The sequence below is a fragment of the Methylomusa anaerophila genome (assembly GCF_003966895.1).
Classification (GTDB): domain Bacteria; phylum Bacillota; class Negativicutes; order Sporomusales; family Sporomusaceae; genus Methylomusa; species Methylomusa anaerophila.
On the sequence record NZ_AP018449.1, the window covers coordinates 2,250,792 to 2,275,263 of the forward strand.

Annotated in this window: 32 protein-coding genes and 1 riboswitch; of the genes, 24 read left to right on the top strand and 8 right to left on the bottom strand. The window is 47.7% G+C overall.

Features of this window, described 5'->3' with window-relative positions; translation table 11 throughout:
- Positions 1-30 precede the first annotated feature (30 nt).
- From rplR to truA, 19 genes are all read left to right on the top strand, one after another.
- Positions 31-399: a 50S ribosomal protein L18 gene (gene rplR, locus MAMMFC1_RS10130; protein WP_126308400.1), complete on the top strand. Its 369-nt coding sequence runs from the start codon at positions 31-33 to the stop codon at positions 397-399.
- 17 nt (positions 400-416) lie between these two features.
- On the top strand, positions 417-917 hold the full coding sequence (gene rpsE, locus MAMMFC1_RS10135) for a 30S ribosomal protein S5 (protein ID WP_126308401.1): 501 nt from the start codon (positions 417-419) through the stop codon (positions 915-917).
- 14 nt (positions 918-931) lie between these two features.
- Positions 932-1,111, top strand: coding sequence for a 50S ribosomal protein L30 (gene rpmD, locus MAMMFC1_RS10140; protein WP_126308402.1), 180 nt, complete (start codon positions 932-934; stop codon positions 1,109-1,111).
- A 206-nt stretch (positions 1,112-1,317) separates the two neighbouring features.
- Positions 1,318-1,758 carry a 50S ribosomal protein L15 gene (gene rplO, locus MAMMFC1_RS10145; RefSeq protein ID WP_126308403.1) on the top strand — a complete coding sequence of 147 codons (441 nt, stop codon included), beginning with the start codon at positions 1,318-1,320 and terminating at the stop codon, positions 1,756-1,758.
- The gene (secY, locus tag MAMMFC1_RS10150) at positions 1,759-3,015 is read left to right on the top strand and encodes a preprotein translocase subunit SecY (protein WP_126308404.1); all 1,257 of its coding nucleotides are present in this window, start codon (positions 1,759-1,761) and stop codon (positions 3,013-3,015) included.
- A gap of 12 nt (positions 3,016-3,027) precedes the next feature.
- Positions 3,028-3,681 (top strand): adenylate kinase, encoded by a 654-nt coding sequence (locus tag MAMMFC1_RS10155; RefSeq protein ID WP_126308405.1) that lies wholly within the window; start codon positions 3,028-3,030, stop codon positions 3,679-3,681.
- Positions 3,678-4,424 (top strand): type I methionyl aminopeptidase, encoded by a 747-nt coding sequence (gene map / locus MAMMFC1_RS10160; protein WP_126308406.1) that lies wholly within the window; start codon positions 3,678-3,680, stop codon positions 4,422-4,424. Before MAMMFC1_RS10155 ends, map begins: the two co-directional genes overlap by 4 nt.
- Positions 4,425-4,448: 24 nt before the next feature.
- Positions 4,449-4,736: a KOW domain-containing RNA-binding protein gene (locus MAMMFC1_RS10165; RefSeq protein WP_126308407.1), complete on the top strand. Its 288-nt coding sequence runs from the start codon at positions 4,449-4,451 to the stop codon at positions 4,734-4,736.
- Positions 4,737-4,761: 25 nt separating this feature from the next.
- Complete coding sequence (gene infA / locus MAMMFC1_RS10170) at positions 4,762-4,980, top strand: translation initiation factor IF-1 (protein ID WP_126308408.1); 219 nt, start codon at positions 4,762-4,764, stop codon at positions 4,978-4,980.
- Between the two features lie 109 nt (positions 4,981-5,089).
- Positions 5,090-5,203: a 50S ribosomal protein L36 gene (rpmJ, locus tag MAMMFC1_RS10175; RefSeq protein WP_126308409.1), complete on the top strand. Its 114-nt coding sequence runs from the start codon at positions 5,090-5,092 to the stop codon at positions 5,201-5,203.
- Between the two features lie 30 nt (positions 5,204-5,233).
- Positions 5,234-5,605, top strand: coding sequence for a 30S ribosomal protein S13 (gene rpsM / locus MAMMFC1_RS10180; protein ID WP_126308410.1), 372 nt, complete (start codon positions 5,234-5,236; stop codon positions 5,603-5,605).
- Positions 5,606-5,623: 18 nt separating this feature from the next.
- A complete protein-coding gene (rpsK, locus tag MAMMFC1_RS10185) occupies positions 5,624-6,016 on the top strand; it encodes a 30S ribosomal protein S11 (RefSeq protein ID WP_126308411.1) in 393 nt (130 codons plus the stop codon).
- Between the two features lie 24 nt (positions 6,017-6,040).
- Entirely contained in the window at positions 6,041-6,673 is a 633-nt protein-coding gene (rpsD, locus tag MAMMFC1_RS10190; protein ID WP_126308412.1) for a 30S ribosomal protein S4, read from the top strand.
- A 66-nt stretch (positions 6,674-6,739) separates the two neighbouring features.
- Complete coding sequence (locus tag MAMMFC1_RS10195) at positions 6,740-7,699, top strand: DNA-directed RNA polymerase subunit alpha (protein ID WP_126308413.1); 960 nt, start codon at positions 6,740-6,742, stop codon at positions 7,697-7,699.
- A 15-nt stretch (positions 7,700-7,714) separates the two neighbouring features.
- Complete coding sequence (gene rplQ, locus MAMMFC1_RS10200) at positions 7,715-8,053, top strand: 50S ribosomal protein L17 (protein ID WP_126308414.1); 339 nt, start codon at positions 7,715-7,717, stop codon at positions 8,051-8,053.
- 189 nt (positions 8,054-8,242) lie between these two features.
- A complete protein-coding gene (locus MAMMFC1_RS10205; RefSeq protein ID WP_126308415.1) occupies positions 8,243-9,076 on the top strand; it encodes an energy-coupling factor transporter ATPase in 834 nt (277 codons plus the stop codon).
- Entirely contained in the window at positions 9,067-9,933 is an 867-nt protein-coding gene (locus MAMMFC1_RS10210; protein ID WP_126308416.1) for an energy-coupling factor transporter ATPase, read from the top strand. Before MAMMFC1_RS10205 ends, MAMMFC1_RS10210 begins: the two co-directional genes overlap by 10 nt.
- A complete protein-coding gene (locus MAMMFC1_RS10215) occupies positions 9,927-10,739 on the top strand; it encodes an energy-coupling factor transporter transmembrane component T family protein (protein ID WP_126308417.1) in 813 nt (270 codons plus the stop codon). Before MAMMFC1_RS10210 ends, MAMMFC1_RS10215 begins: the two co-directional genes overlap by 7 nt.
- Before the next feature lie 21 nt (positions 10,740-10,760).
- Positions 10,761-11,528 (top strand): tRNA pseudouridine(38-40) synthase TruA, encoded by a 768-nt coding sequence (gene truA / locus MAMMFC1_RS10220; RefSeq protein WP_126308418.1) that lies wholly within the window; start codon positions 10,761-10,763, stop codon positions 11,526-11,528.
- 11 nt (positions 11,529-11,539) lie between these two features.
- Here the strand turns inward: truA and MAMMFC1_RS10225 are convergent, their stop codons facing one another.
- From MAMMFC1_RS10225 to MAMMFC1_RS10240, 4 genes are all read right to left on the bottom strand, one after another.
- Positions 11,540-12,916, bottom strand: a complete 1,377-nt coding sequence (locus tag MAMMFC1_RS10225; RefSeq protein WP_126308419.1) for a VWA domain-containing protein — start codon at positions 12,914-12,916, stop codon at positions 11,540-11,542.
- Positions 12,897-13,781 carry an AAA family ATPase gene (locus MAMMFC1_RS10230; RefSeq protein ID WP_126308420.1) on the bottom strand — a complete coding sequence of 295 codons (885 nt, stop codon included), beginning with the start codon at positions 13,779-13,781 and terminating at the stop codon, positions 12,897-12,899. The genes MAMMFC1_RS10225 and MAMMFC1_RS10230 overlap by 20 nt, the downstream gene beginning before the upstream one ends.
- Positions 13,782-13,951: 170 nt before the next feature.
- Positions 13,952-14,668: a hypothetical protein gene (locus tag MAMMFC1_RS10235; protein WP_126308421.1), complete on the bottom strand. Its 717-nt coding sequence runs from the start codon at positions 14,666-14,668 to the stop codon at positions 13,952-13,954.
- 328 nt (positions 14,669-14,996) lie between these two features.
- Entirely contained in the window at positions 14,997-15,539 is a 543-nt protein-coding gene (locus tag MAMMFC1_RS10240) for a carbonic anhydrase (protein ID WP_126308422.1), read from the bottom strand.
- A 308-nt stretch (positions 15,540-15,847) separates the two neighbouring features.
- A riboswitch (glycine riboswitch) is annotated at positions 15,848-15,949 on the top strand.
- Between the two features lie 284 nt (positions 15,950-16,233).
- Here MAMMFC1_RS10240 and MAMMFC1_RS10245 point away from each other — a divergent pair.
- Positions 16,234-17,403 carry an ABC transporter substrate-binding protein gene (locus tag MAMMFC1_RS10245; protein WP_126308423.1) on the top strand — a complete coding sequence of 390 codons (1,170 nt, stop codon included), beginning with the start codon at positions 16,234-16,236 and terminating at the stop codon, positions 17,401-17,403.
- A gap of 55 nt (positions 17,404-17,458) precedes the next feature.
- The gene (locus MAMMFC1_RS21470) at positions 17,459-17,602 is read left to right on the top strand and encodes a hypothetical protein (protein ID WP_158618724.1); all 144 of its coding nucleotides are present in this window, start codon (positions 17,459-17,461) and stop codon (positions 17,600-17,602) included.
- A gap of 22 nt (positions 17,603-17,624) precedes the next feature.
- On the opposite strand, the gene MAMMFC1_RS10250 is transcribed toward MAMMFC1_RS21470, so the two are convergent.
- From MAMMFC1_RS10250 to MAMMFC1_RS10265, 4 genes are all read right to left on the bottom strand, one after another.
- A complete protein-coding gene (locus tag MAMMFC1_RS10250; protein ID WP_126308424.1) occupies positions 17,625-18,164 on the bottom strand; it encodes a universal stress protein in 540 nt (179 codons plus the stop codon).
- Positions 18,164-19,744, bottom strand: coding sequence for a DHA2 family efflux MFS transporter permease subunit (locus MAMMFC1_RS10255; protein WP_126308425.1), 1,581 nt, complete (start codon positions 19,742-19,744; stop codon positions 18,164-18,166). The genes MAMMFC1_RS10250 and MAMMFC1_RS10255 overlap by 1 nt, the downstream gene beginning before the upstream one ends.
- Before the next feature lie 59 nt (positions 19,745-19,803).
- The gene (locus tag MAMMFC1_RS10260; RefSeq protein WP_126308426.1) at positions 19,804-20,823 is read right to left on the bottom strand and encodes an HlyD family secretion protein; all 1,020 of its coding nucleotides are present in this window, start codon (positions 20,821-20,823) and stop codon (positions 19,804-19,806) included.
- Between the two features lie 94 nt (positions 20,824-20,917).
- A complete protein-coding gene (locus tag MAMMFC1_RS10265; protein WP_126310554.1) occupies positions 20,918-21,244 on the bottom strand; it encodes a PadR family transcriptional regulator in 327 nt (108 codons plus the stop codon).
- A gap of 350 nt (positions 21,245-21,594) precedes the next feature.
- Between MAMMFC1_RS10265 and MAMMFC1_RS10270 the strand changes: the two genes are divergently transcribed.
- The 3 genes from MAMMFC1_RS10270 (at position 21,595) to MAMMFC1_RS10280 (ending at position 24,435) form a co-directional block, all read left to right on the top strand.
- Positions 21,595-23,202 carry a CehA/McbA family metallohydrolase gene (locus tag MAMMFC1_RS10270; protein WP_126308427.1) on the top strand — a complete coding sequence of 536 codons (1,608 nt, stop codon included), beginning with the start codon at positions 21,595-21,597 and terminating at the stop codon, positions 23,200-23,202.
- Positions 23,203-23,453: 251 nt separating this feature from the next.
- A complete protein-coding gene (locus MAMMFC1_RS10275) occupies positions 23,454-23,912 on the top strand; it encodes a MarR family winged helix-turn-helix transcriptional regulator (RefSeq protein ID WP_126308428.1) in 459 nt (152 codons plus the stop codon).
- Between the two features lie 22 nt (positions 23,913-23,934).
- Positions 23,935-24,435: a GNAT family N-acetyltransferase gene (locus tag MAMMFC1_RS10280; RefSeq protein WP_126308429.1), complete on the top strand. Its 501-nt coding sequence runs from the start codon at positions 23,935-23,937 to the stop codon at positions 24,433-24,435.
- Positions 24,436-24,472 lie beyond the last annotated feature (37 nt).

Genomic DNA, 24,472 nt, shown 5'->3' on the forward strand with positions numbered 1-24,472 from the left:
AAGCGAATTTAGGCGAAAGGAGTGAACATCTTGCTGCATAAAGGAAACAGAAACGTATCACGCCAAAAGCGGCACTTAAGAGCGCGTAAAGCCCTGGCAGGTAATGCTGAACGTCCGCGGCTGAACGTATTTCGCAGTTTACAGCATATTTACGCTCAGATTATAAATGACCAGACTGGCGCAACCCTTGTAGCCGCCAATACCGTGGAGAAAGAACTTCAAGCCAAAATGGAATATGGCGGCAACATCGAAGCAGCAAAAGCGGTTGGTGAAGCAATTGCGAAACGGGCTTTGGAAAAAGGCATAACCAAGGTGGTATTCGACCGCGGCGGGTATATCTACCATGGCCGTATCGCGGCCTTGGCGGCCGCCGCCCGGGAAGCTGGTCTTGAGTTTTAAGAAAAGGAGGGAAAGTAATGGCCAGAATTGATTACACCGGTCTGGATCTAAAAGAAAAAGTAGTATTTATTAACCGTGTTGCCAAAGTAGTAAAAGGCGGCCGGCGTTTCTCCTTCAGCGCCCTGGTAGTCGTCGGTGACAGCAACGGACATGTAGGCTTCGGCTTGGGCAAAGCCTCAGAGGTACCGGAAGCTATCCGTAAAGGCGTAGAAGACGCTAAGAAAAACCTTATCAACGTTCCAATCGTTGGCACCACCATTCCCCACGAAATTATCGGCATATTTGGCGCAGGCAAAGTTCTCTTAAAACCTGCTTCCGAAGGCACCGGCGTTATTGCCGGCGGTCCGGCTCGCGCCGTACTTGAACTTGCCGGTATTCACGATATCCTGACCAAATCACTCGGCTCCTCGAACGCCAACAATATGGTACGCGCTACCATCGAAGGACTAAAACAGCTTAAACGGGCTGAAGAAGTTGCAGTTCTTCGCGGCAAAACCGTTCAGGAACTGCTGGGTTAAGGAGGGACTTAAAAGTGGCAAAAGTAAAAATCACTCTGACCCGTAGCCTAATCGGCAGACCGGAGGATCAGCGCGCAACTGTGAAAGCCTTGGGACTCAAAAAAACCAATAGCTCGGTAACTCAGGAAGACACTCCGGTTATTAGAGGGATGATTCGGAAGGTAGAACACTTAGTAACAGTAGAGCCGGAATGATTGGTCGACCTAAAGAGGGGAACTGATTATAAACCGTCATCTGCGTCGTTGCTTCTGCGATCCTCACTCCAGCGTACCACCAGTACGCTTGCGTTCCGGTTCTCGTCGCGCCTAGCATCTAACGATTTCTAATCAGTTCGTGGTATCTGATGGCTGAGCTGAGCGGACGGGATGGATAAGATTAGAATTTAAGGAGGTGCTGTAATATGAAATTGCATGAATTGGCGCCAGCGCCTGGTTCAAAAAAAGTGCGTACTCGCATAGGCCGTGGTTTGGGTTCCGGTCTTGGCAAAACAGCCGGCAAAGGTCATAAAGGGCAAAAAGCCCGGGCTGGCGGCGGTGTACGTCCTGGTTTTGAAGGCGGCCAAAAGCCTTTATACCTGAGACTTCCCAAACGAGGCTTCTATAACAAGTTCGCGAAGGAATACGTGGAAATCAACGTCGTTCAGCTGAACCGGTTTGAGAACGGCGCGGTTGTTGACATGGAAGCTTTGGTTAAAGCCGGTGTTGTCAAGAAGGTACTTGACGGACTCAGGATCTTAGGCAACGGTGAGCTTACCAAAACTTTGCAAGTAAAAGCAAATGGCTTTACCAAGTCGGCTGTGGCGAAGATTCAAGCTGCCGGCGGCTCTGTTGAGGTGATTTAGGTGCTGTCAGAGCTGTCGAATGTATTTAAGATTACCGAACTGAGACAGAAGATCGTATTCACCTTAATAATGTTCTTCGTATTTAGACTGGGTACCCACATTCCGGTTCCGGGTGTGAACGCCGCCGTAATTGAACAGCTATTTACCAGCGGTAATCTGTTTGGTCTCCTGGATTTGTTCTCAGGTGGCGCCTTAAGCAAGTTTTCCATATTTGCCATGAGTATTACTCCCTATATTAATGCTTCCATAATCATGCAGCTTTTAACGATTGTGGTACCGAAATTTGAGCAGTGGGCCAAAGAAGGGGAAGAAGGTAGAAAGAAAATTACCCAAATCACCCGTTATGGCACAGTACTTCTCGGTTTTATTCAAGCAATCGGCATGGCGGTTGGACTTAATGCCGCCATCATCAGACCTGGGATTGGCTCCGTTCTTCTCATTGCTATTACCCTTACTGCGGGAACTACCTTCCTCATGTGGTTAGGTGAACAAATTACCGAAAAAGGTATCGGAAACGGTATTTCGCTTATCATCTTTGCCGGTATTGTATCCCGGCTGCCGGATGGATTATACGTCATTTACCAGTATTTTACCGCCGGTACTATCAATTTCTTTAATCTTATCTTGTTCCTTATTATTGCCATAGCGATGATTGTATTTGTTATCGCTATTCAGCAAGGGCAGCGTAAAATTCCTGTTCAATATGCCAAACGGGTGGTTGGCCGTAAAATGTACGGTGGACACTCCACTCATATCCCGCTCAAAGTCAATCAGGCGGGAGTTATTCCGATTATCTTTGCGTCATCTGTGCTCATGTTCCCGGTAACCATTGCCCAGTTTATTCAAGTGGAATGGGTAAAGACCGTGGCAGGGTGGTTTGCGTGGGGAACGCCGCTACAGACTACATTGTATGCGCTTCTCATCATCTTCTTTACGTACTTCTACACTGCGGTTACCATGAACATATCAGATATGGCAGAGAATATGAAAAAACACGGCGGTTTCATACCAGGTTTGCGGCCCGGTAAACCAACCGCCGATTATTTAGACCGCGTGATGACCCGAATTACCTTGGCTGGGTCAATCTTTCTGGCCATAATAGCCATACTGCCGAATTTTGTCGCCGCGGCAACGAATATCCAAGGGGTTTATTTCGGTGGTACTGCCCTGCTGATTGTAGTAGGGGTAGCCCTTGACACCATGAAACAAATTGAAGCGCACGTTCTTATGCGTCATTACCAGGGCTTCATGAAATAAGGAGGTAGCGTCATGTTTATACTGTTAATGGGCCCGCCTGGCGCCGGTAAAGGCACTCAGGCGGTCGAACTGGTTAAAAAGTTTAAGATACCACACATTTCAACCGGCGATATGTTTCGGGCGGCGGTAAAAGAAGGCACTGAGCTTGGCAAACAGGCCAAAGCCTGCATGGATGCCGGTCAACTGGTTCCGGACAACATAACTATCGGAATCGTGAAAGAACGCCTCGCCAAGCCCGATTGCCAAAATGGCTTTATTCTGGATGGTTTCCCTCGCACCACTGCCCAAGCAGAGGCTTTGGATCAAACTTTGCAGGAACTTGGCATTAAGCTCGGGCGGGTGATCAATATCAGTGCTCCTGACCAAGAATTGGTAAAACGTATGACCGGGCGGCGGATATGCAAAAGTTGCGGCGCTACTTATCATGCCGTATTTAATCCGCCGCTAAAGCCTGATATTTGCGATAAGTGCGGCGGTCAGATCTATCAAAGAGATGATGACCGGGAGGAAACGGTGGTAAACCGGTTAAAGGTTTACCAGGCACAAACCCAGCCCCTCATTGAGTATTATCAAGACAAAGGATTGTACACCGAAATCAATGGCTTGCAGCTAATCGAGGACGTATTAAAAGATATTGTGAGCAGTCTGCGAGGCATACAGGCATGATCATCCTAAAATCACAAAGGGAAATCAGCTACCTGCGTGAGGCTGGAAAAATAGTGGCGGAAACGTTAAACGAAGTAAAAAAGGCCGTTAAACCCGAGATCACTACGCAAGAACTGGACCGAATCGCCGAGCAATATATCAAAAGCCGGGGCGGTATTCCCGCCTTCAAAGGTTACCACGGATTTCCGGGTAATATCTGCACATCAGTTAATGAAGAGGTTGTACATGGTATTCCCGGAGTAAAAAAGTTAAAATCTGGAGATAATGTAAGTATTGACATCGGCGCTATCATTAACGGGTATTGCGGCGATGCCGCAATTACCGTACCTGTGGGGGAAGTCGACACCGAAGTACAAAAGCTGATTGAGGTTACCGAACAAGCTTTGCATAAAGGCATAGAAAAAGCTGTGGCCGGAAACCGTTTGGGAGATATATCCCACAGCATTCAGTTATACGCCGAAGAACACGGGTATGGTGTGGTGCGCGATTATGTTGGCCATGGTATCGGCAGAAATATGCATGAAGACCCGCAAGTGCCGAATTACGGACCTCCCGGCCACGGCCCACGATTAAAATCCGGTATGACATTAGCGATAGAACCAATGATCAATCTGGGAACCCATGAGGTGAAGACCCTCAGTGATAACTGGACAGTGGTGACGGTTGACAAGAAACGGTCGGCCCATTTCGAGCATACCATTGCCATTACCGCCGATGGTCCGGAAATATTAACAAAATTATAGTATTTATTTAGGAGGAGACGATTTGTGTCAGCCGGGAACATCGTAGTGGGAGAGCTTGTGATATCATCGGCTGGACGAGATCAAGGGCATCTCTACGTTGTGATAGGAAGACATAAAGAGCGGGACCTCCTGTTAGCTGACGGACGTGGTCGCAGCATTGGGAATCCTAAGAAAAAAAATGTAAAACACATAAAAAAATTCAATTCTGCTATTGCTGACAGAGTGGCGGAAAGAATTGCCACAGGACAAAAAGTGACTGACGAAGACATCCGCCAAGCTCTTGCGCTAATGTATAAACCGGATAATCTGTGAGAAGCGGACGAGGAGGGATTAACTCATGTCCAAACAAGATGTAATCGAGATGGAAGGCACTGTGGTTGAGGCGCTGCCCAACGCCATGTTCCAAGTAAAATTGGAAAACGGACATGTGGTACTGGCCCATGTTTCCGGCAAGATTCGCATGAATTTTATACGAATACTACCGGGAGACAGAGTCACCATTGAACTTACCCCTTATGATTTAAAGCGCGGCCGGATTACCTATCGATTCAAATAGCAGCGGGTTCGTGGGCCTGCAATTGTTCGTTAATCCGGCGGTATACAGCCCGCAGGGCAAACGGACCAGCGAACAGCCAGTACACGATACACGATAAGGAGGTTCAATAATGAAAGTAAAACCGTCGGTTAAACCTATTTGCGAAAAATGCAAGATAATTAAACGTCATGGCCGAGTAATGGTGATTTGCGAGAATCCCAAACATAAGCAAAAGCAAGGATAAACGATAAAGGAGACAGGGGGTGGATGACGAATGGCACGTATTGCTGGTGTAGACTTACCACGTGATAAACGTATTGAAATTGCTTTGACATACATCTTTGGCATCGGACTAACATTATCAAAAGAAATTCTTCGCAATACAGGAATTAATCCGGATACCCGGACCCGGGATTTAACTGAGGAAGAAGTTTCTAAGCTGCGTGAGAATATTGACAAGAACTATCGGGTAGAGGGCGATCTCCGCCGGGAAGAACAACTCAACATCAAGCGCCTTATCGAGATTGGTTCGTATCGGGGCAAGAGGCACCGTATGGGTCTGCCGGTGCGTGGTCAGCGCAGCAAGACCAATGCTCGTACCCGCAAAGGTCCGAAAAAGACTGTTGGCGCCAAAAAGAAGAAATAGTAAGGGAGGGATCAAAGCTTGGCTACTAAGAAAGTTGTCAGACCTAAACGTAAAGAACGTAAAAATATCGAACACGGTGTGGCTCATATCCGCTCTACTTTCAATAATACCATCGTAACCATTACCGACACCAGGGGAAATGCCCTCTCCTGGGCCAGCGCCGGCGGGCTTGGCTTCCGGGGTTCCCGTAAAAGCACGCCTTTTGCCGCCCAAATGGCGGCGGAAACCGCTGCCAAAGCAGCAATGGAGCATGGCTTGAAACAAGTGGAGGTATTTGTAAAAGGACCTGGTGCCGGCCGGGAAGCCGCCATCCGTTCACTGCAGGCAGCAGGCCTGGAAGTAAATATGATTAAAGACGTAACACCCATTCCTCATAATGGTTGCCGTCCGCCAAAAAGAAGAAGAGTATAGGGCTATGGGAGGTGTTTGATAAGAATGGCAAAGTATACAGGTCCTGTTTGTAGATTATGCCGCCGGGAAGGCGCGAAATTATATCTTAAAGGCGACAGATGTTATAGTGATAAATGCTCCTTCACCGATCGCGGTTTTGCACCGGGACAACATGGTGCAACCCAAACCCGGAAGAAAGTTTCCGAATACGGCATTCAGCTCCGGGAGAAACAAAAAACCCGCCGGGTTTACGGTATACTGGAGCGGCAATTCCGGTCTTACTTTGATAAAGCTGAACGTCAAAAAGGCATTACCGGTGAAAATCTGCTCATTCTCTTGGAAAGAAGACTGGATAACGTTGTTTATCGCCTGGGGCTGGCTGAAAGCCGCAATCAGGCCCGGCAACTGGTCCGTCACGGCCATTTCACTGTTAACGGCCACCGGGTAAACATTCCGTCTTACCTCGTTAAAGTTGGCGATGTAGTGGCTGTTAAAGAAGGCAGCAAGGAGTCGCCGCTTGTTAAATCCGTTGCTGAGGCGCTGAGCCGAAAAACAGCTCCGGCTTGGCTGGAAGTTTCGGCTGACGACCTTAACGGCAAGATTGTACGCTACCCCACCCGGGAGGAAATTGATATTCCTATCCAGGAGCATTTGATTGTAGAATTGTATTCAAGATAAGCTGCCCCTCAATCGCGGCAATGGCGTTAACTGTAAGTTTACGCAAACTGAGGAGGGTTTTTCCGGATGATTGAAATCGAAAAACCGAAGATCGAAATAGTAGAAATAAGTGACGACAATCGTTATGGCAAATTTGTGTGGGAACCGTTGGATAGAGGATTTGGCATCACTTTGGGCAACAGCCTCCGGCGGGTACTTTTATCCTCATTGCCGGGTGCTGCCGTCACGAGTGTCAAAATTGAGGGTGTGCTACACGAATTTTCTACTATACCTGATGTTCGGGAGGACGTCACCGACATTATTTTGAACCTTAAAGAACTGTGTCTAAAAACTTACACTGACGAACCTAAGGTGCTCAGGATCGAAGTAGAAGGAGACGCGGAAGTCAAAGCAGAGGATATTATTACCGATCCTGATGTGGAAATTCTAAACCCGGAACTTCACATTGCAACTATCGGGCAAGGTGGAAGATTATTTATGGAGCTTTATGTCGAGCGAGGCAAAGGTTATGTGCCTGCCGACAAAAACAAGAAATCCGACCATGTAATCGGGGTCATCCCGGTTGATTCCATCTTTTCTCCTATCGTTCGTGTGAACTACAACATCACAGATACCCGTGTAGGTAATGTAACCAACTATGACAAACTGACTTTGGAAGTATGGACTGATGGCAGTATGCGTCCCGAGGAAGCGGTCAGCAAAGCCGCCGGTATCATGGTGTCGCACTTGAAGATGTTTCAAAATATTGCCGGCGAACCGCCCGAAGAGGATGCGGAGCAAGGAAATATTTCCGAAGAGCCGGCCGAGGGCAAGAATCGCACAATGGAAATGACCATTGAAGATCTTGATCTCTCGGTACGTTCCTATAATTGCTTAAAACGAGCAGGTATCAATACAGTGGCTGAGCTTGTGCAAAAGTCGGAGGAAGACATGATGAAAGTTCGCAACTTGGGGCGCAAGTCACTGGAAGAAGTTAAGAAAAAGCTCATTGAAATGGGGCTTGCATTAGCTGAAACTGAAGAGTAAGGGGAGGGAAGAGTGTTGTTCTATAGAAAGTTAGGACGGGACACAAGCGCTCGCAGAGCGCTGTTTCGCAGTATTTTGACTTCCTTCTTTGCATACGAGCGTATTGAAACAACCGAAGCCAAAGCCAAGGAACTCAGCGGCCTTGCCGACAGAATGATTACTTTGGCCAAACGAGGCGACTTGCATGCACGTCGCCAAGTGTTATCATACCTCATGGACGAAGAAGTTGTTAAAAAGCTTTTTGAACAAATTGCACCGAAATATACCGACCGTCAAGGCGGTTATACCCGGATTATGAAACTTGGTCCGCGGCGGGGCGATGCCGCACCGATGGCGATTATTGAACTGGTTTAGTAACTTGAAATAGGCGACCTGAGAGGTCGCCTTTCTGGCAGTAACAGATTTATAGAATTAAACGATTTAAACACAGAGGCGCAGAGAACACGGAGGAGCACAGAGGAAAAGCACAAACCATATAACCCTCTGCGTCCCTCCGTGCCCTCTGTGCCTCAGCGCGGTTAAAAAAGGGGTGTAAGCCTCGTTATGGGAGAAATCATTAAAATTGAAAACTTGTGCCACACCTACACCGGTTATGAAGGCCGGGAGGTGCCGGCGCTTGCCGATATAAGCCTTTCCATTGCCAAAGGTGAGTTTGCGGCGATTATCGGGACCAATGGGTCTGGTAAATCGACGCTGGCTAAACATCTGAATGCTTTATTATTGCCTACTGGCGGCAGGTGCCTGGTAGATGGCATGGACACTGCCGATAACGATAAGCTTTGGTCCATACGGCAAATGGTTGGTATGGTGTTTCAGAATCCGGATAACCAGATTGTTGCCGCCGTTGTGGAAGAAGATGTTGCATTTGGTCCGGAAAACTTAGGAATCATACCGTCTGAGATCGTGAAACGAGTCAGCGATGCCCTTAGGGCCGTAGGCATGGAAGAATACCGGCAGCACGGACCCCATTTATTGTCCGGCGGCCAGAAGCAACGAGTAGCCATTGCCGGCGTGCTGGCCATGCGGCCGGAATGTCTGGTACTGGATGAACCAACGGCCATGCTGGACCCGCAGGGACGGAAGGAAGTTCTGGAAACAGTTCACAAACTGAATAAAAAAGAAGGCATCACCGTAATATATATTACTCATTTCATGGAAGAAGCGGTTACCGCCGACCGGGTGATTGTGATGGAGGCAGGCAGGATTGTCGATCAAGGCCCGCCTGCCGTTATTTTCAGCAATGTAAAAAAACTGAAAGACATTGGCCTTGATGTTCCCGTTGCGGCTGAAGTCAGTCAGCTGTTGCGCCAGGCAGGAGTTCCTTTGCCTGACAACCTGACTACCGACGACGAACTGGTGGTGGCTTTATGTCCATAGTCTTTGAAAACGTAACCTACACATATATGCCGGGCACTCCCTACCAGCGAACAGCCATAACCAATATCAACCTGACAATACTGCCGGGTGAATTTTTAGGTATTATTGGGCATACCGGATCGGGAAAATCCACCCTGGTTCAGCATATGAACGGTCTTATCAATCCTACAGCGGGGAAAGTGCTGGTCAACGGGGTTGACCTGTCAGAGAAAAGTCAGGCGGTGAAAGAAACCAGGCGCAAAGTCGGCATGGTGTTTCAATACCCTGAACACCAGCTGTTTGAAGAAACCGTTTATGAAGATATCGCCTTTGGCCCACGGAACCTGGGACTTGCCGATGAGGAAGTGAAGCGGCGGGTTTGCCGGGCAATGGATTTTGTCGGTCTTGACTTTGAAAAATTTAAAAAGAGGTCGCCGTTTAATTTAAGCGGCGGCCAAATGCGGCGGGTGGCGATTGCGGGAGTAATTGCTCTGGAGCCGGAGTATCTGGCCCTTGACGAACCATCTGCCGGCCTTGACCCCCGGGGCCGGGATGAAATTTTCGGCCAGGTAATGAAACTCCACCAGGCAACAGGAGTAACCGTGATCCTGGTTTCACACAACATGGACGATGTGGCCCGTATGGCAAACCGGATAATTGTCATGAATCACGGCGAAATAAGCTTAGATGGTCCGCCGCGGGAAATATTCAAAAGCGGGCGGGATAAAATTCACGCTGCCGGCGTGGACGTACCGCCGGTTACCGCCCTCTTAAATAAATTAAATGAGCGGGGCCTGCCTGTTAACGATGATGCCCTCACCGTGGAAGAGGCTGTTAAATCCATACTCGCGGTGCCGAGGGGGCAGAAAAAATGCTGAAAGACATTACTCTCGGGCAGTATTTTCCCGGCCGGTCCTATATCCACCGCCTGGACCCCCGGACTAAGATCTTAGCGGTTATTGCCTACATCGGCAGCGTTTTTCTGGCGGAAAACTATCTTGCTTATGCTATTTTGACTGCCTTTGCCGCGTTTGTTGTGCTTGTATCCGCCATTCCCTTCCGGCTGGTACTCCGGTCAATTAAACCGCTGTGGATTATTGTAGTTCTTACGCTATTGATCCATGTATTTTCAACCCCGGGAAATGTCCTGTATCATCTGGGACCCCTCACGGCAACAGCAGAAGGTGTACGGCAGGGCATCATGATGTCTCTGCGTCTGGTGTTACTTATTACAGTGTCTTCGCTGTTGACATTTACCACTTCACCCATTTCCTTAACAGATGGCATTGAGAGACTGCTGAATCCCTTCCGGCGGCTTGGGCTTCCAGCCCATGAACTGGCAATGATGATGACGATTGCTCTTCGGTTTATTCCCACCTTGCTGGAGGAAGCCGACCGGATTATGAAAGCGCAAATGGCAAGGGGAGCCGACTTTGGCTCCGGTAATATTCTTAAGCGGGCCCAAAGCCTGATTCCTCTGTTGGTACCGCTGTTCATCAGTGCCTTCCGGCGAGCCGATGAATTAGCCGTCGCCATGGAAGCAAGATGTTATCGCGGCGGGGAGAACCGCACCCGGATGAAGGAACTGAAAATTAGCGCCGGCGATTGGATTGCCGGCGGGATGTTGGCGCTGTTAGTTGCTATTTTGTTTGTTCTTAAGTATATTGTTAGTATTAACAATTAATATAATCGGTATTTCCAACTGATGGAGGTGTTTAAGCTGTCTGGCGGTCAAACCCGTAACATAAAGCTTACCCTTGCTTATGATGGTACACACTACCATGGGTTTCAGCGGCAAAAAAACGCCCTCACCATTCAACAGGTAGTAGAAGAAAGACTTGCTAAATTATTTGGTCATGAGCTTAAAATAAACGGATCGGGCCGTACCGACACCGGGGTCCATGCCTATGGACAAGCTGTCAATTTTTACACCGGCGGAACTGTCCCAACCTGCCGGATTCCCATAGCGGCTAAGGGGCTCTTGCCACCGGATATTGTTATTATTGACGCTGAGGATGTGCCCCGGGAATTTCACGCCCGGTTTTGGGCGAAGAGCAAGATTTACCGTTATCGGCTGCTGAATCAGCCGCTGCTGAATCCTTTTGAACGAAACTATGCTTGGCACTTTCCCGAAAAACTCGATTGGCAGCTCATGCAGGAAGCTGCCCAGTTAATCGCCGGCACGCATGATTTCTCAGCCTTCCGTGCGACCGGCAGCGTTCCGGTCAACCCGGTACGCACAATCTTGGCGGTAGAGTGCCGCCGCCGCCGGGAGACAATAATTGAATTTGAATTTTGGGGAACCGGCTTCCTCTACCACATGGTGCGCAATTTGGTCGGTACCCTGGTAGAAGTCGGGCGAACCCGTATGACTGTAGACGAATTTTCGGCTATTCTGGCCGGACGGGACCGGAAGGCGGCCGGAATCACGGCGCCGCCCCAGGGACTGTATCTTGTGGAAGTTAAGTATTAAAAGGACACCTGTTATAAAATTGCGGCAACAAACCGCTCCAGTTGTTCAATATTGGCGCAGGGGTACATACCGGTACAGCCTGGACGGTACTTTTCCATAATGCAGTCATCGCGGTCCCATAATTCTTTGGCTAACGGGTTGAGCCAATACAGAGCTTTGGCATTTTCCCTGATTTTATATAAAACTTCGCTGCCGTCCACCGTATTCCGGTTATTTTTGGCATCTCCCAGAATCAGGACGGTGGTGCTTTTATTCAATACTTCCAGGTAACGGCCGGCAAACTGATGCAGCACTTTACCATAATGAGAAAAACCGGTACAGTTAAAGCCTTTCAGTCTGCCGATGGCTGCCAGGGCGCTGCCGGCATCCTGTTCTTTGAAATAATCGGTCACTTCCAGCACTTCATCAATAAACAGAAATGAGCGGATACTGGAACATCTCTTCTGTAAAGCATACACAAACAACAACATAAAATAACTGAACCGCCGCACCGAATTGGACACATCGCATAGCAGGCAAAGATCGGGCTTGGACGGTTTCCTTGCCGTCCTGACCAGCTTAAAGGATATACCGCCTGTTTTCATCGCCTGTTTTATGCTTTTGCTGATAGTAATCCTGCCCTGAATCGATACCTGCCGGCGCCGGCCTTTTTTTACCGCCAGCCTTTTCGCCAGCTTCGCCACCTCGCGGGACATGATATCTAAAGGGGCATCGCTGTCAAGAATATTGCTCTGCCAGGGATTCTGCCGCTTCATTAGCCGGCTTAGATAATCCCGGCTCATCACCCGCGCCTGCAAACGCTCTATTTCCGCAATAAAAAAATTCTCCCATAAGGCCAGGCTGTTCTGCGCACACTGATACTCAGCCGCTGAAATCCGGCCACAGCGGTAATCTTCCTCAATGCGGCCGTATACCTCAAACCAGCCGCTGCCCTGCTTAAGGGAGGCAAGGGCCTCCTCCTGATTCTCGCTGATATCCTCTATCCCCTGCATATGTCTTTTGACACTGGAATAAAGCAAATCCGTTTCCCGGTTTAATACCGCCTCGATCAGCAGCTGCAGCGGCGAGCCGCCGCTTGTTCCGCCGGAACCGCCCTCGCCATAGCCGGCTTCCCCCGGCAAAGAACTTTTAAGTGGGAGTACACCGGCGCGGTCTGCCATAATTTCCGGATCCGGCTCCAGATAAAGTTCAATAAGCCGCTGCAGATAACCGGCACCCCATTCGGTTTTGAGCATTGTCCCATTTAACAAATTATATAAAGCGTATTTGTCCATTTGCGTGGCGTTCAGCAGTTGCAGCGCCTGTATGCTGTCGGCAATTTCCCGGGTGCTGACATTTATGCCTGACTGCCGGAGTATCCTGGCAATATCAAAGATTAAATATTCCACGCAACCAGTCCTTTTGACCGATTTTTTCAGTAATTGCCAGACAATCTTCCCGGTATTTCAAGAGGATATTTACCGTATTTACCAGCAAATCGGGGGAAAGCTCCCGCACGCCCATATGGTCCAGAACGGTTACCCAGTCAATTACTTCACTAATGCTGGGATGCTTTTTCAATTTTTCCAGCCGTACCCGTCTGACAAAAGCTACGGCCTGTTTTCCCAAATCATCGTTAAGCACGGGAAAATACATCTTCAGGATTTCCAGTTCGCGCTGTTCGTGGGGATAATCCAGATATAAGTATAAACAGCGGCGGCGCAGAGCGTGACTTAACCGGCGCGTATTATTGCTGGTAAGAATGACGGAGGGAATGCTGGCGGCGGTTACGGTGCCTGTCTCCGGAATGGATATTTGCCAGTCGGAAAGAATTTCCAGCAGGAAACTTTCGAATTCTTCATCACTTTTGTCGATTTCATCAATGAGCAGGACGGCGGCGGCGGTACTGCTGATGGCCTCCAGTAGAGGTCTTGCCAGCAAAAACTCCCTGGTGTAAATATTCTGGCTCATACCGGCCCAGTCTTGCCGGTCTGTCCCCTGGGACTGGATATATAGCAGTTGTTTCTGATAATTCCAGTCATACAAAGCTTTCGTTTCGTCAATCCCCTCATAACATTGCAGCCGGATAAGGCGCCGGTCCAGATAATGACTCCAGGCCTTTGCCAATTCCGTTTTGCCTGCTCCCGCCGGTCCCTCTATCAATATGGGTTTGTTCAGCAGCATGGATATCCGGAGAAGCATTGCCGTATTGTCGTCGGCAATGTATCCTTGCTGCTTCAAGCCCAGCTTTATTTCATCCCAGCCGTTCACCATATTTGTTTTTGCTCCCCTGTTTGTGCAATCTTTTTACCACGGTTTTCCATTTATCTGTATGCGGGCTTTTTTTACTTTTTTTATCAGTATAGCAAATTTTCTGCCGGTTGACCACATATATTGCCAACCAAAGCTGGCCACCGGCCTCCAGTTAGGAGTATCATTTATCCTTACCAGGATTTATATTTTATGCGTTGCGGGTTATAGGGGTATTTATTCTCAAGTGCAGTGAATAATACCAGACATACCGAATGTATTAGCATCAGGTAATATATATTCCAGCCGTTGTTAAAAAAGAGTATTCCCCTATCAAAAAGAATAGCATCAAAGGAAAAATAGATAAAAAAGGGAACCAGTTTCCAATACCAGTTTCCCAATATGCAAATGAAAAAGACACAGAAGAAAGACAACACCGCGTTATAAATGACTGAGAATACGCCGGCGTCCCGGTAAAGGTTTTCAAACCAGCCGACGATGGCATATTGCATTCCGGTAAGCAGGAGAAAGCTTTCCGGAAGCTTTAGTATAACCAGTAAAATGAACCAGAACGTGATATATCTCAGGATACCGCGCCGTCTGCTTTGCAACTGGCCGAACCATATCTTCATCAAAAGGCAATAAATGAAAATTGCAACGCTGGTCATCCAGGTTTGCCACCAGTTGTGCTGATAGATTCCGAGATTCACAAAGAGAATATCCAAAAGCGTAAAGATGACGGTTATCAGTACTAGCCAGCGCCAGCGCAGCGAGTAAGCAACCACCAACAGAGCGGTCGTAGGCCATAAAGTGGCATTGGTTATGATATGTCCAAAAATGTTTTCCGCGTAATAATCCTTAAAAACGCCAGGCTTATAAACATAACTGTCCAGCAAGAGCAATACAATCATTTCACCTGTAAAAGTCAGCATTATGGCAAACAAAAAAAATGATATAAGTTCATATGGATTTTTTTTTATTTTTGTATAGAAGAAAAGCTGTCATTCCCGCACCGATAACCGCAAGGACGCAATACCAATAGATGCCTGGCATGTAGTTCACCTCAATTGTTGAATAAAGGTATTCTTTGATTTTTTTTATTAAGTATACCTTCCGGGGAAATGTTATTTTTGTTTACCAAGCATTAAAAGGGCTGCCTTAAAATAGGTTCTTTGAATCTATTTTAAGACAGCCCTTTTATCACTTTATCCAGTGCCGCAATAACTGATACCGGAAACATTAATCCTCTTTTATCAAATAGAGCTTATTATCATCTAGCCGATAATACATAGGCGCAACTTCAATTTTGGGATAACGCAGTTTTAATCTTTTAGATTCACTTAGTACAAAATCAATCTCGTTGCCAATTTCAAACATGGGTGCGAAATATCTAAAATGTTCTTCCGCCCACTCTTTTTTCCAGCCGGCGCTTTCCGTTAAACCTTGTATAAAGGCTTTTTGCTTAGACATCAAATTGACCATACCGCAGTTATTATGGGCGATAACTACAATATACCTCACGCCTCCAACCGCAATAGCATAAGAAACCTTAAATTCAGTATAGCGGAGATTAGCGCCACCACTACGGATAATATAAGCAAAGTTTTCTGGTATACGGAGATGTTTCCGGTGATCCATACACATGCCAATTAGCATTTGTGCTTCTGTATATTGTGAATACTCCCAGTTTAAATTATGATAGCCAAGTAATAATTCAATAGGCGTTCCCCTATATTCCGGGAAAATATCTTCTTGGGACGATATTTTAATAAGAGTACCCATTTATACCCACCTTCTCTCCCGATATTTTTTGTATAAATTGCCACAAATATAATACACCTATATAATACACCAGAAGTGGCAGATGATGATAGGGATGATTTTGGGATCAGCATTGACATATGTTGAAGGAACCGTCCCTGTGGCATTTAAGAAGAATTCTCCTTGACAAGCCATCACTATGTCTACTATAATAGCACTTGTGTGCACTATATATTGAAAAAATAATATTTTTATCCAAGTGAAGTTTGCGGAACGAAAATTATGTCTACAGAAACGCTTGCAGGCAATTTACGTTACGGACCGCAAATGAATGGAACTCTGGAGAGCCCCTGGCAACAGGGCGCCGAAGGGGCAAACCGTCCTGTTACGGGACCGGTGAAACTCTCAGGCAAAAGGACAGAACTAATATAGCTTATTCAGACTATGCACTTTGTCTTTTTTCAGAGTCGGGTCGATTGTTTTCAAACATGATTTACCGGTGTAATGCCCCAAACGCAGTAAAGCATCGAAATGTTTTGGGTATTACATCGGGGGAAATCAGCTTTGAATTCATATGATTTGGCTCTTTTATTATTGGCAGCCAGGGCGGTAAGTGGTGAAACTCCAGATTCCGGAATCAGGGGCTTTATTTATCTGTGCACAATACGCTCAACAATGAAGGAGAATGAAGGAGAATGAAGGAGAGGGTTTCCCGATGAGAAAAACAGGTTTTAAAGCGGCGGCGGTGTTGGTTGTTGTGATAATGCTGGGAAGCTTGCTGGCAGGCTGCGGCAGCAGCCAGGATGCCAATATCGTTAAAATCGGCCTTTTAAATGAACTGACCGGCGGCAATGCCACATTTGGTACTTCAGCTGCGAACGGCGCGAAAATGGCCATTAAGGAAGCCAACGCCAAAGGCGGGGTACTGGGAAAACAGATTCAGGCAGTTGTCGCCGATAACAAAAGCGAGCCTTCAGAGGCGGCGAATGCCATGACGAAACTGGCGACACAGGACGGAGTGGCGGCGGTAACGGGTATTTTTGCCAGTTCCAATGCGATTGCCGCCTCCAGCGTTGCCGAAGCGAATAGAATTCCATTTCTGGCGGTCGGCGCTACCAATCCTAAGGTAACTGTGGACGAGAAAAGCGGCAAGGTGAAAAACTATACCTTCCGTGTTTGTTTTATTGATCCGTTTCAGGGGACGGTGGGCGCCAATTTTGTCCTGAATACCCTCCAGGCCAAAAAAGCCGCGCTGCTGGTTGACAACAGCAGCGACTACAGCAAGGGTCTGGCCGCCTTCTTTAAAGACGCCTTTACCAAAGGCGGCGGCAGTATTCTGGCGGAAGAGGCCTATCTGCAAAAAGACCAGGATTTTAAAACCATTCTGACTAAGGTAAAGGCGCTTAATGCCGAAGTTTTATACGTTCCCGGCTATTATGAGGAAGTGGGTAAAATTGTCAAGCAGGCCCGGGAGATGGGGATTACCGTGCCCATTGTCGGCGGGGACGGCTGGGATTCGCCCAAACTGGTGGAAATGGGCACCGCCGCTGCGCTGAACAAGACCTATTTTACCAATCATTACTCTGTCGATGACAGCAGCCCGGTTTCCAAGGCATTCGTGGAGGCGTATAAAAAAGAGTACGGGCAAGTTCCGGATGCGCTGGCAGTGCTTGGCTATGATGCCGCCAATCTTCTGATCGACGCCATCAAACGCGCCAACAGTAGCGAGAAGGAGAAAATCCAGGCAGCCCTGGCCGCCACGAAAGATTATCCGGCGATTACCGGTTCCACTACGCTGAATGCAACTCATGATGCGGAAAAAAGCGCCGTTATCATTGAAATGAAGGACGGCAAACAGGTTTTCAAAGCGACTGTCAAACCCTGATCGGCACAGGGTGGGGTCGGGGGCCAGGCTTGCCGTGCCAGGTTGTGGCCGAGATATGAGGTATAAAGTAAACTTAGCTTCCGGGTGGGGTTTTAACCACCCAACTGAAGCTAAGTTTACTTCATTACAGGGACTTATTATCCGCTGGCCTGTGCCCGTAAGGGTATCTACTCCCGCTTTCGCCAAACGGGAGTCTTAGAGCGGGTTAGTCACAGGATAAACTATTTGGTCACCATGACCGGACAGGCCGCATGATGTAAAACATAACTGCTGACACTGCCCAGGAGAAGCCCTTTGATCGCGCTCCGGCCCCGGCTGCCCATCACGATCAGGTCATAGCCATGTTTATTGGCAAAAGTCACAATGACTTCCGGGGGAGTGCCGATTTCCAGGAAGCCCTGTGCCGCTACCGTTGCCGGCAGTTGCTGCACGGCTTTGTCAAGAATTTGCCGGCCGCCTTCCTTAAGATCCTCCAAAACCTGGCCGGGAATATAGCCGCCGGTATCGACTTGTCCAATAGCGGATATAGCCTGGGAAAGATTGACCACATGCAAAATGCCGACAGCAGCCTGGCAAAGTTCAGCCAGATAAACGGCGTAAGCCAAGGCCCGCTGTGAATTGGCCGAACCGTCGACCGGAAGTAAAATACGTTGAAACGCTACCATAAACACATCCCTCCCTATAACAATTATCCCGCTTTCCAGCGAATCCGTCAATCGCTGCTGCAAAACCCGTGCATTGCGGCAACACGTCGTATCCATTACCGCCCCTCCGGCACGGCGGCAGTATCCGTGGTCCGCCGCCGGATGAACAGCGCCAGCAGGCCGCTGGCAAAACACACAAAAGAAACCGTGAAAAACACGTCTTGAAATGATAATATGGAAGCCTGCCGGGAAACCAGCTCACTTAACAGTGCTTTGAGCATCACATGCTGCTGCGGCAAAAAGCCCTGTCCTGTTAACCAGCCGTGAGTCGCTGCCTGCAGCATGGTACTGTCCATCCCCTGGTTGCCCCACAGTGCCTGCAGCAGGCGGTATATGTCACTGGACGAATGAGTAGCGGGGTTGAGATATTCCTTTAGGACGGCCGTATGATAGATTTCCCGGCGCGTCAGCAAGGTCTCGGCAAACACGACCCCCATACTGCCGCCGATGATTTTCGCCAGGTTAAAAATTCCCGAACCAACACCGATCTTATCTTGGGGCAGGGATGATACCGCACAATTGGTTAATGGCGACATGGTAAGCCCCAGACCCATACCGAATAAAGCCAGGCGGATAAAAAAATTGTGGCTGGAATAATCGGCGTTAATGGTATCCAGTGAGTATAACGCGCCGGCAATCATCATGATACCGGCAAAAGCCGGCAGGCGCGAGCCGAAACGGTCGGCCAGCCGCCCGCCAAGCGGCGAGAATACAACCATGGTAGCCGTCAGCGGCAGCAGCATTAAGCCGGCGGTAGTGGAGCTATACCCTAAAATTGATTTGAGAAAAAACGGTAATAAGAAGTTCCCGCCGTAGAAAGCAACAAAGGAGATAAAGCCGATAATATTGGCTACGGCAAAGGTGGAATTGCCAAACAGCTGCATATCAATCATGGGCTTTTCCACCTTGAATTCCACTGCCAGAAACAGCACAAATGCGGTAAACGCCAGATAAAACAGCGACAGAATATAAAGAGAGTCCCAGCCTTCCTTCTGGCCCTGATTCAGGGCAACCAGCAGCGAACTGATACTGGTAATAAGGAGGGCGGCCCCTGCAAAATCCATGCTGACCGTCAAATTGCGGCCGGATTTGGGGATTACGGCCGTTGCAAAGATAATACTGAGTACACAGACAGGGCCCACCGAGAAAAAGATCCAGCGCCAGTCAAAATTCTCGATTATATAGCCGCCGACAGTCGGCCCCATGGCGCCCCCCGCGGCGGCCATGGCGCTCCACAATCCCAGCGCCTGCCCCCGCTCGTGCGCGGCAAAGGTTTGCGCCACAATGGTCATGGCATTGGGCAACAGCATGCCGGCGCCTATTCCCTGCGCAATCCGGAAAATGACCATGGCCGTCGAGTTTGTGGCTATACCGCAAAGCAAGGAGGCCGCGGTAAAGAGCACTAATCCTACTATATACACTGTTTTGGCTCCGAATTGATCACCCAGTTTGCCAGTCAGCGGCAAGGTAGAACCATAGGGCAGCATATACCCCAGCGACACCCAGACAATGGAGTCCATATTAAAGTTCAGGGCGGACATAATATTGGGCAGGGCGATATTAACGCAGCTACTGACGTAAGCGCTCAGCACCGTTCCCAGACAAACAGCACACAAAATCGCATATTTTTTTAGCATAATTAAAAAGAACCTTTCGCTACAAGCCAGGCCTTGGGGCTGCTGTCACGCCTATCTGCCTATTTTGTAATAATATGAATGATGGCCGACATGCCGGGCTTCAGCACATACTCGGACTCTTCGGCCTTTATTTTAATCGGCAGCCGCTGGGTAACCTTGGTAAAATTAGCAGAGCTATTTTCGGTCGGCAGCAACGCGAACTGAGACCCGGCGGCCGGACCGACTTCACTGACCCGGCCGGTAAATTTTTTATCCGGATAGGCATCAACGGTAAATTCCACCGGCTGGCCCACCTTGATCCGGCCAATATAGGTTTCCTCAATATTGGCACCGATCCAGACATCGGCAAGGTTACTTATGCTGAATAGCTGCTGGCCAAAGGCAATAACTTCGCCGGCCTCAATTGATTTTAGGGCGATTACGCCGCCGACGGGTGCCTTAATCTCGGTATCAGTCAGGAGGATTTCGGCGTTTTTTAAGGCGGCCTGTGCTTGCTGCACCTGGGCCTGAGCCATCATGATATCTTCTTTGCGCGAGCCTTCGACGCTCAGGCTGTACTGCTCGGTGGCGGCGATATATTGAGCCTGCGCGACCTCATAGGCTGTCTTACTGGCATCTCTTTGCTGAACCGATATGGCTCCCTGCTGGTAAAGAGCTTCATCCCGCTCACTGTTTTTGCGGGTATTTTCCAGATTGGCTTTGGCCTGCAAGGTTGCCGCATTGACTTGTGCAACTTCCTGCGGCCGGTTACCGGCAGTCGTCGCAGCCAGTTTAGCCTGGGCCATGGCTAAATTGGCTTTGGCTTGCTCCACCTGCGCCTCAAACTCCTGCCGCTCAAGCACGGCAATGATCTGGCCTTCTTTGACATGATCCCCTTCTTTTACCAGTACATTTTGAATCCGGCCGTTAACCTTGGCGCTCACGGCAACGATGGTGCCTTTTACCCGGGCATCGTCGGTGGAAACCATCCGGCTGGCGCGAATCCACCACCATGCGCCGCCAACAACTAAAATAGCTACCAATACCCCGCAGATCATGACCATCTGCCGGTTACTCAGTTTAGAAGTCTCTTTTTCCACAAAATTCCCTCGCCTTTTTCTGCTTATATTTTGTCTTGTTCTGTTAATAAACGATAGATTTTTTCATCCCTGCTTGTAAAATGCTTGTAAAACGTTAATGCGGGAGTAAATCCTCCCGCAAAACAGAGATCTTCCATTCCAGGTGCTTGAGCCGCTCTGCCAGCATTGTCTCCAATGCCGGGATACGGCCCAGGCCGGCTGCCGTAATGGTATAAATCCGTTTATTCCGCCTAACCGGGCTATCCCATTCCCCAACGATATATCCCTTTTCCTCCATCCTTCTGAGCAGCGGATAGAGGGCATTGGTGTTCGGCGTGTAGGCGTTTTGCGTACGCTGCCTGATCTCCTCCGCCAATTTGTTGCCGTGCGCCGGCTCTTGCTGCAATATTTTCAATATATATATGCCAAGAACCAATCGCATGAAACTTAAACAATCGTCAGTCCTGGACGCCAAAAAAATCCCCTCGCTAAATTTATTAAATTTATCATTATTAATAATATCAACTTTTGGTTTATGGGTCAATAGCATAAATAAGGGCATTGACTTGTTGACTTACTTATTAGAGTTAAAAGAAAACGGTTCCAAGAATTTTGCGGTGTAGCCTTTTTAGGGTGAGTAAGAGTTCAGGTCTTGATTCGTTATGTTTTTAAAATAATCAAATTAAAGTATGTTAAAGTATGTAAATAAAAGTTCATGATAAATAAGAAGGAAATTTCCTGTTGAGAAGTAAATATATGGAAATAAACTAATTTAATAAGGAGGGTTTATAAATGAAACGTTTCTTTTCCGGCTTAATGATTTCAATGCTGACATTTATACTCTTATTCTGTGTTTATACTTCAACAGCAGCAGCGAAAGCGGATGATGTGGAAATAACTTTGATCACACCATTATCCGTTAGTAAGGCAGTAGCCTTTCCGGTGGTGGCTAAGGTTACAAACAATAAGTTGGCAGGTGATATTCAGCTAAAAAAAGCCACATGGAACTGGGCGCAAAGGGAATACGTTAAGGAAATAAATCAAGCAATTCGGCCCGGTGGGGAAGCGCGCCAGGCATTGAAAACGTTACAAGGCAAAAATGAAAGAGGTACCTTAAGCGCGGCTGAACAAAATCAAGCAAAAGCTCATTATGAAAATTTGAAGAAAGCTACCAGTTACGTTCGATTTACGGTTACCAAGGAGATGGCGGCAGAGCTTTTGGCTAAGGGTTCGATAAAATTGAGCATTGATTTAACCGGGCAAAGTCTCTCGGATCAAAATGAAGTGCATGCTTTACAGGAAGTTGTATTGACGGCGGGGCGTGCCCCGGAGAGGCCGCCTGTTGCCCCCGGCGCTCACCACAGCGACTGGTATTTCGGGGACACCCATTCCCACTCAACATACACCTGGGACTACTACTTCGGTGACGGGATTTACACCATTCCGGAATTAAAATCTTTAGCAATGGCAGCCGGCCTGGATTGGCTTGTTCTGACCGACCACTCCTATTGCCTGGATGCCAATAAATATACTGAACAGAAAAATACTGTCACTTCCCTGTCGGACGGCACATTTGCCTTTCTCTACGGTGAAGAGCTTTCCGCCGCCGAGCTGGTAAACGGCGTTAAAGCCTATGATACTTGCCACTTTGGGAGTATCCTGAACAGTACTTTTGTCCCCAGCCAGACTGATATATTCCGGAAAGCTTCATCGCCGGATTCCCAGCAGGCTATTAACTATATAAAGCAGTATGGGGGACTTGTAAAAACAAACCATCCCAACTGGGGAACAGGGGTGCTGGAAGCCTGGAATTTTAACATTAATACTTATCCGTACACCCACGGAGAAACCGGCATGGAAATCATAAATGCCAGCTCAAGCAGCGACACCAACCTCGGTTCAACTACCCGCTGGATTGATCATCGGCTGCTGAACGGAGAAAAAGTATTCCCCTTTGCCGGCAGCGATACGGAATCCTCCAATTATTTGGGCGGGGCTTACACGGTGGTATATGCCGATTATTTAACGCAGCAAAACATTAAAGACAACCTTGGACTGGGTCACCATTACGTGACGACACGCCCGGGTCTGGCGGAATGGGCGAGAAAAAGCGGCACCTCAACCTGGTCCTGGATGGGAGACAGCCTCACGATAGGCAGCGGCAACGCAGAGGTGTACATATCCTATGCGGACAGTGCCGATTCCCTGGACATAGTCGTGATGAAAGGAAAAACGGGATGGACTGCGGAACAGCAGGTTTACGCCAAGACAGTCAGCCCAGGAAGCGGCTTTTTCACCATAACTGTCGGTGTGGAGCCCGGAAGTTATCTGCGGGCATACTGCAAGGAAAAGACCAACGGAAATTATCGGGCTTTTACAACGCCGATATGGTTTAACTAACTGAGTATTTTATTGTTTATGAGCAGGCTCCTAAGACGGGAGCCTATTTTTTTTTTATTACTGAAACATGAGAACGGGGACCCGGTCATCTTATTTGTTAGCTTCGCAGTTAATACTTTATTTAGTTGACATTTCAACTAAATGGCAATATAATTTAGATTAGTTGAAATATCAACTTATTTTAATATTTTGAATGTACTGGAGGAGTTAGCATCGGCAGACTAACAAGTGAAGTGCTGCGGGAGGCCGGTATGCTTGCCCGCTGCATCCAATCCATCTGTGACATCAAGTATCGGGAAATTAGCCTGCAAAGAGGTCAATTCATTTTTTTAACCCGCATTTGCGAGAATCCGGGAATTAACCTGATTGAATTGTCCAACATCCTAAAAGTGGACAAGGCAACAACTACTAAGGCGATAAAAAAGCTGCAAGAAGAGAATTATGTATTAAGAAATCGTAATGAAACCGATAAAAGGATGTGGCATCTGTTTCCTTCGCCAAAAGCACAGGAAATCTATGCTTATATTATTCAGGATGAAAACAAGAATATTGAAACTTGTTTTACCGGTTTTAGCCCGGAAGAAAGAGAGGCTGTATATAAATTACTCAAACGGATGCGTGAGAATATTGAACAGGATTGGCGGGATTTAAAAAGATACAAAGAGGAACAGGGAGGAACAGGAATAAACTTTTCGAATGCGGGAAAGTGATCAATCAGGAGGCAATTTTTTAATGGAAGAGGAAGAAATTATTATAAAAAAGTATTCGGCAGAATACAAAGATGAAATTATTGATTTAATTCTTGATATTCAGCAAAATGAATTTCAGATTCCTATTAAAAAAGAAGATCAACCGGATTTGAATGATATACCTAATTTCTATCAAGCCTTACATGGGAATTTTTGGATGGCAATTTGCAACAACCGGGTGGTGGGAACTATTTCATTGCGCGATATCGGGAATAAGCAAGGCGCATTGCGAAAGATGTTTGTAAAAGCAGCTTATAGGGGCAGTAGCTATAATATAGGGAAATTGCTGCTGTTAAACCTGATTCACTGGGCCAGGGAACACTACATTCAAGAAATTTACCTTGGAACAACTGAAAAATTTTTGGCAGCCCATCGTTTTTATGAAAAAAATGGATTTGTTCAAATAGCTAAAGCGGACCTGCCGGATGCTTTTCCCATAATGAAGGTAGATTCAAGATTTTACAGATTGTATATAAAGGAGTAGCTGGAGTAGGGGAATGAAGGCCAAAATTTTGTTAAAA

Bases quoted from the DNA above. Each gene is read 5' to 3' on its own strand.
- rpsE (WP_126308401.1), top strand. From the start codon at position 417: ATGGCCAGAATTGATTACACCGGTCTGGATCTAAAAGAAAAAGTAGTA.
- rplO (WP_126308403.1), top strand. From the start codon at position 1,318: ATGAAATTGCATGAATTGGCGCCAGCGCCTGGTTCAAAAAAAGTGCGT.
- MAMMFC1_RS10155 (WP_126308405.1), top strand. From the start codon at position 3,028: ATGTTTATACTGTTAATGGGCCCGCCTGGCGCCGGTAAAGGCACTCAG.
- map (WP_126308406.1), top strand. From the start codon at position 3,678: ATGATCATCCTAAAATCACAAAGGGAAATCAGCTACCTGCGTGAGGCT.
- infA (WP_126308408.1), top strand. From the start codon at position 4,762: ATGTCCAAACAAGATGTAATCGAGATGGAAGGCACTGTGGTTGAGGCG.
- rpmJ (WP_126308409.1), top strand. From the start codon at position 5,090: ATGAAAGTAAAACCGTCGGTTAAACCTATTTGCGAAAAATGCAAGATA.
- rpsM (WP_126308410.1), top strand. From the start codon at position 5,234: ATGGCACGTATTGCTGGTGTAGACTTACCACGTGATAAACGTATTGAA.
- rpsD (WP_126308412.1), top strand. From the start codon at position 6,041: ATGGCAAAGTATACAGGTCCTGTTTGTAGATTATGCCGCCGGGAAGGC.
- MAMMFC1_RS10195 (WP_126308413.1), top strand. From the start codon at position 6,740: ATGATTGAAATCGAAAAACCGAAGATCGAAATAGTAGAAATAAGTGAC.
- MAMMFC1_RS10205 (WP_126308415.1), top strand. From the start codon at position 8,243: ATGGGAGAAATCATTAAAATTGAAAACTTGTGCCACACCTACACCGGT.
- MAMMFC1_RS10210 (WP_126308416.1), top strand. From the start codon at position 9,067: ATGTCCATAGTCTTTGAAAACGTAACCTACACATATATGCCGGGCACT.
- MAMMFC1_RS10215 (WP_126308417.1), top strand. From the start codon at position 9,927: ATGCTGAAAGACATTACTCTCGGGCAGTATTTTCCCGGCCGGTCCTAT.
- truA (WP_126308418.1), top strand. From the start codon at position 10,761: ATGGAGGTGTTTAAGCTGTCTGGCGGTCAAACCCGTAACATAAAGCTT.
- MAMMFC1_RS10230 (WP_126308420.1), bottom strand. From the start codon at position 13,781: ATGGTGAACGGCTGGGATGAAATAAAGCTGGGCTTGAAGCAGCAAGGA.
- MAMMFC1_RS10235 (WP_126308421.1), bottom strand. From the start codon at position 14,668: ATGATTGTATTGCTCTTGCTGGACAGTTATGTTTATAAGCCTGGCGTT.
- MAMMFC1_RS10240 (WP_126308422.1), bottom strand. From the start codon at position 15,539: ATGGGTACTCTTATTAAAATATCGTCCCAAGAAGATATTTTCCCGGAA.
- MAMMFC1_RS10245 (WP_126308423.1), top strand. From the start codon at position 16,234: ATGAGAAAAACAGGTTTTAAAGCGGCGGCGGTGTTGGTTGTTGTGATA.
- MAMMFC1_RS21470 (WP_158618724.1), top strand. From the start codon at position 17,459: ATGAGGTATAAAGTAAACTTAGCTTCCGGGTGGGGTTTTAACCACCCA.
- MAMMFC1_RS10250 (WP_126308424.1), bottom strand. From the start codon at position 18,164: ATGGATACGACGTGTTGCCGCAATGCACGGGTTTTGCAGCAGCGATTG.
- MAMMFC1_RS10255 (WP_126308425.1), bottom strand. From the start codon at position 19,744: ATGCTAAAAAAATATGCGATTTTGTGTGCTGTTTGTCTGGGAACGGTG.
- MAMMFC1_RS10265 (WP_126310554.1), bottom strand. From the start codon at position 21,244: ATGCGATTGGTTCTTGGCATATATATATTGAAAATATTGCAGCAAGAG.
- MAMMFC1_RS10270 (WP_126308427.1), top strand. From the start codon at position 21,595: ATGAAACGTTTCTTTTCCGGCTTAATGATTTCAATGCTGACATTTATA.
- MAMMFC1_RS10275 (WP_126308428.1), top strand. From the start codon at position 23,454: ATGCTTGCCCGCTGCATCCAATCCATCTGTGACATCAAGTATCGGGAA.
- MAMMFC1_RS10280 (WP_126308429.1), top strand. From the start codon at position 23,935: ATGGAAGAGGAAGAAATTATTATAAAAAAGTATTCGGCAGAATACAAA.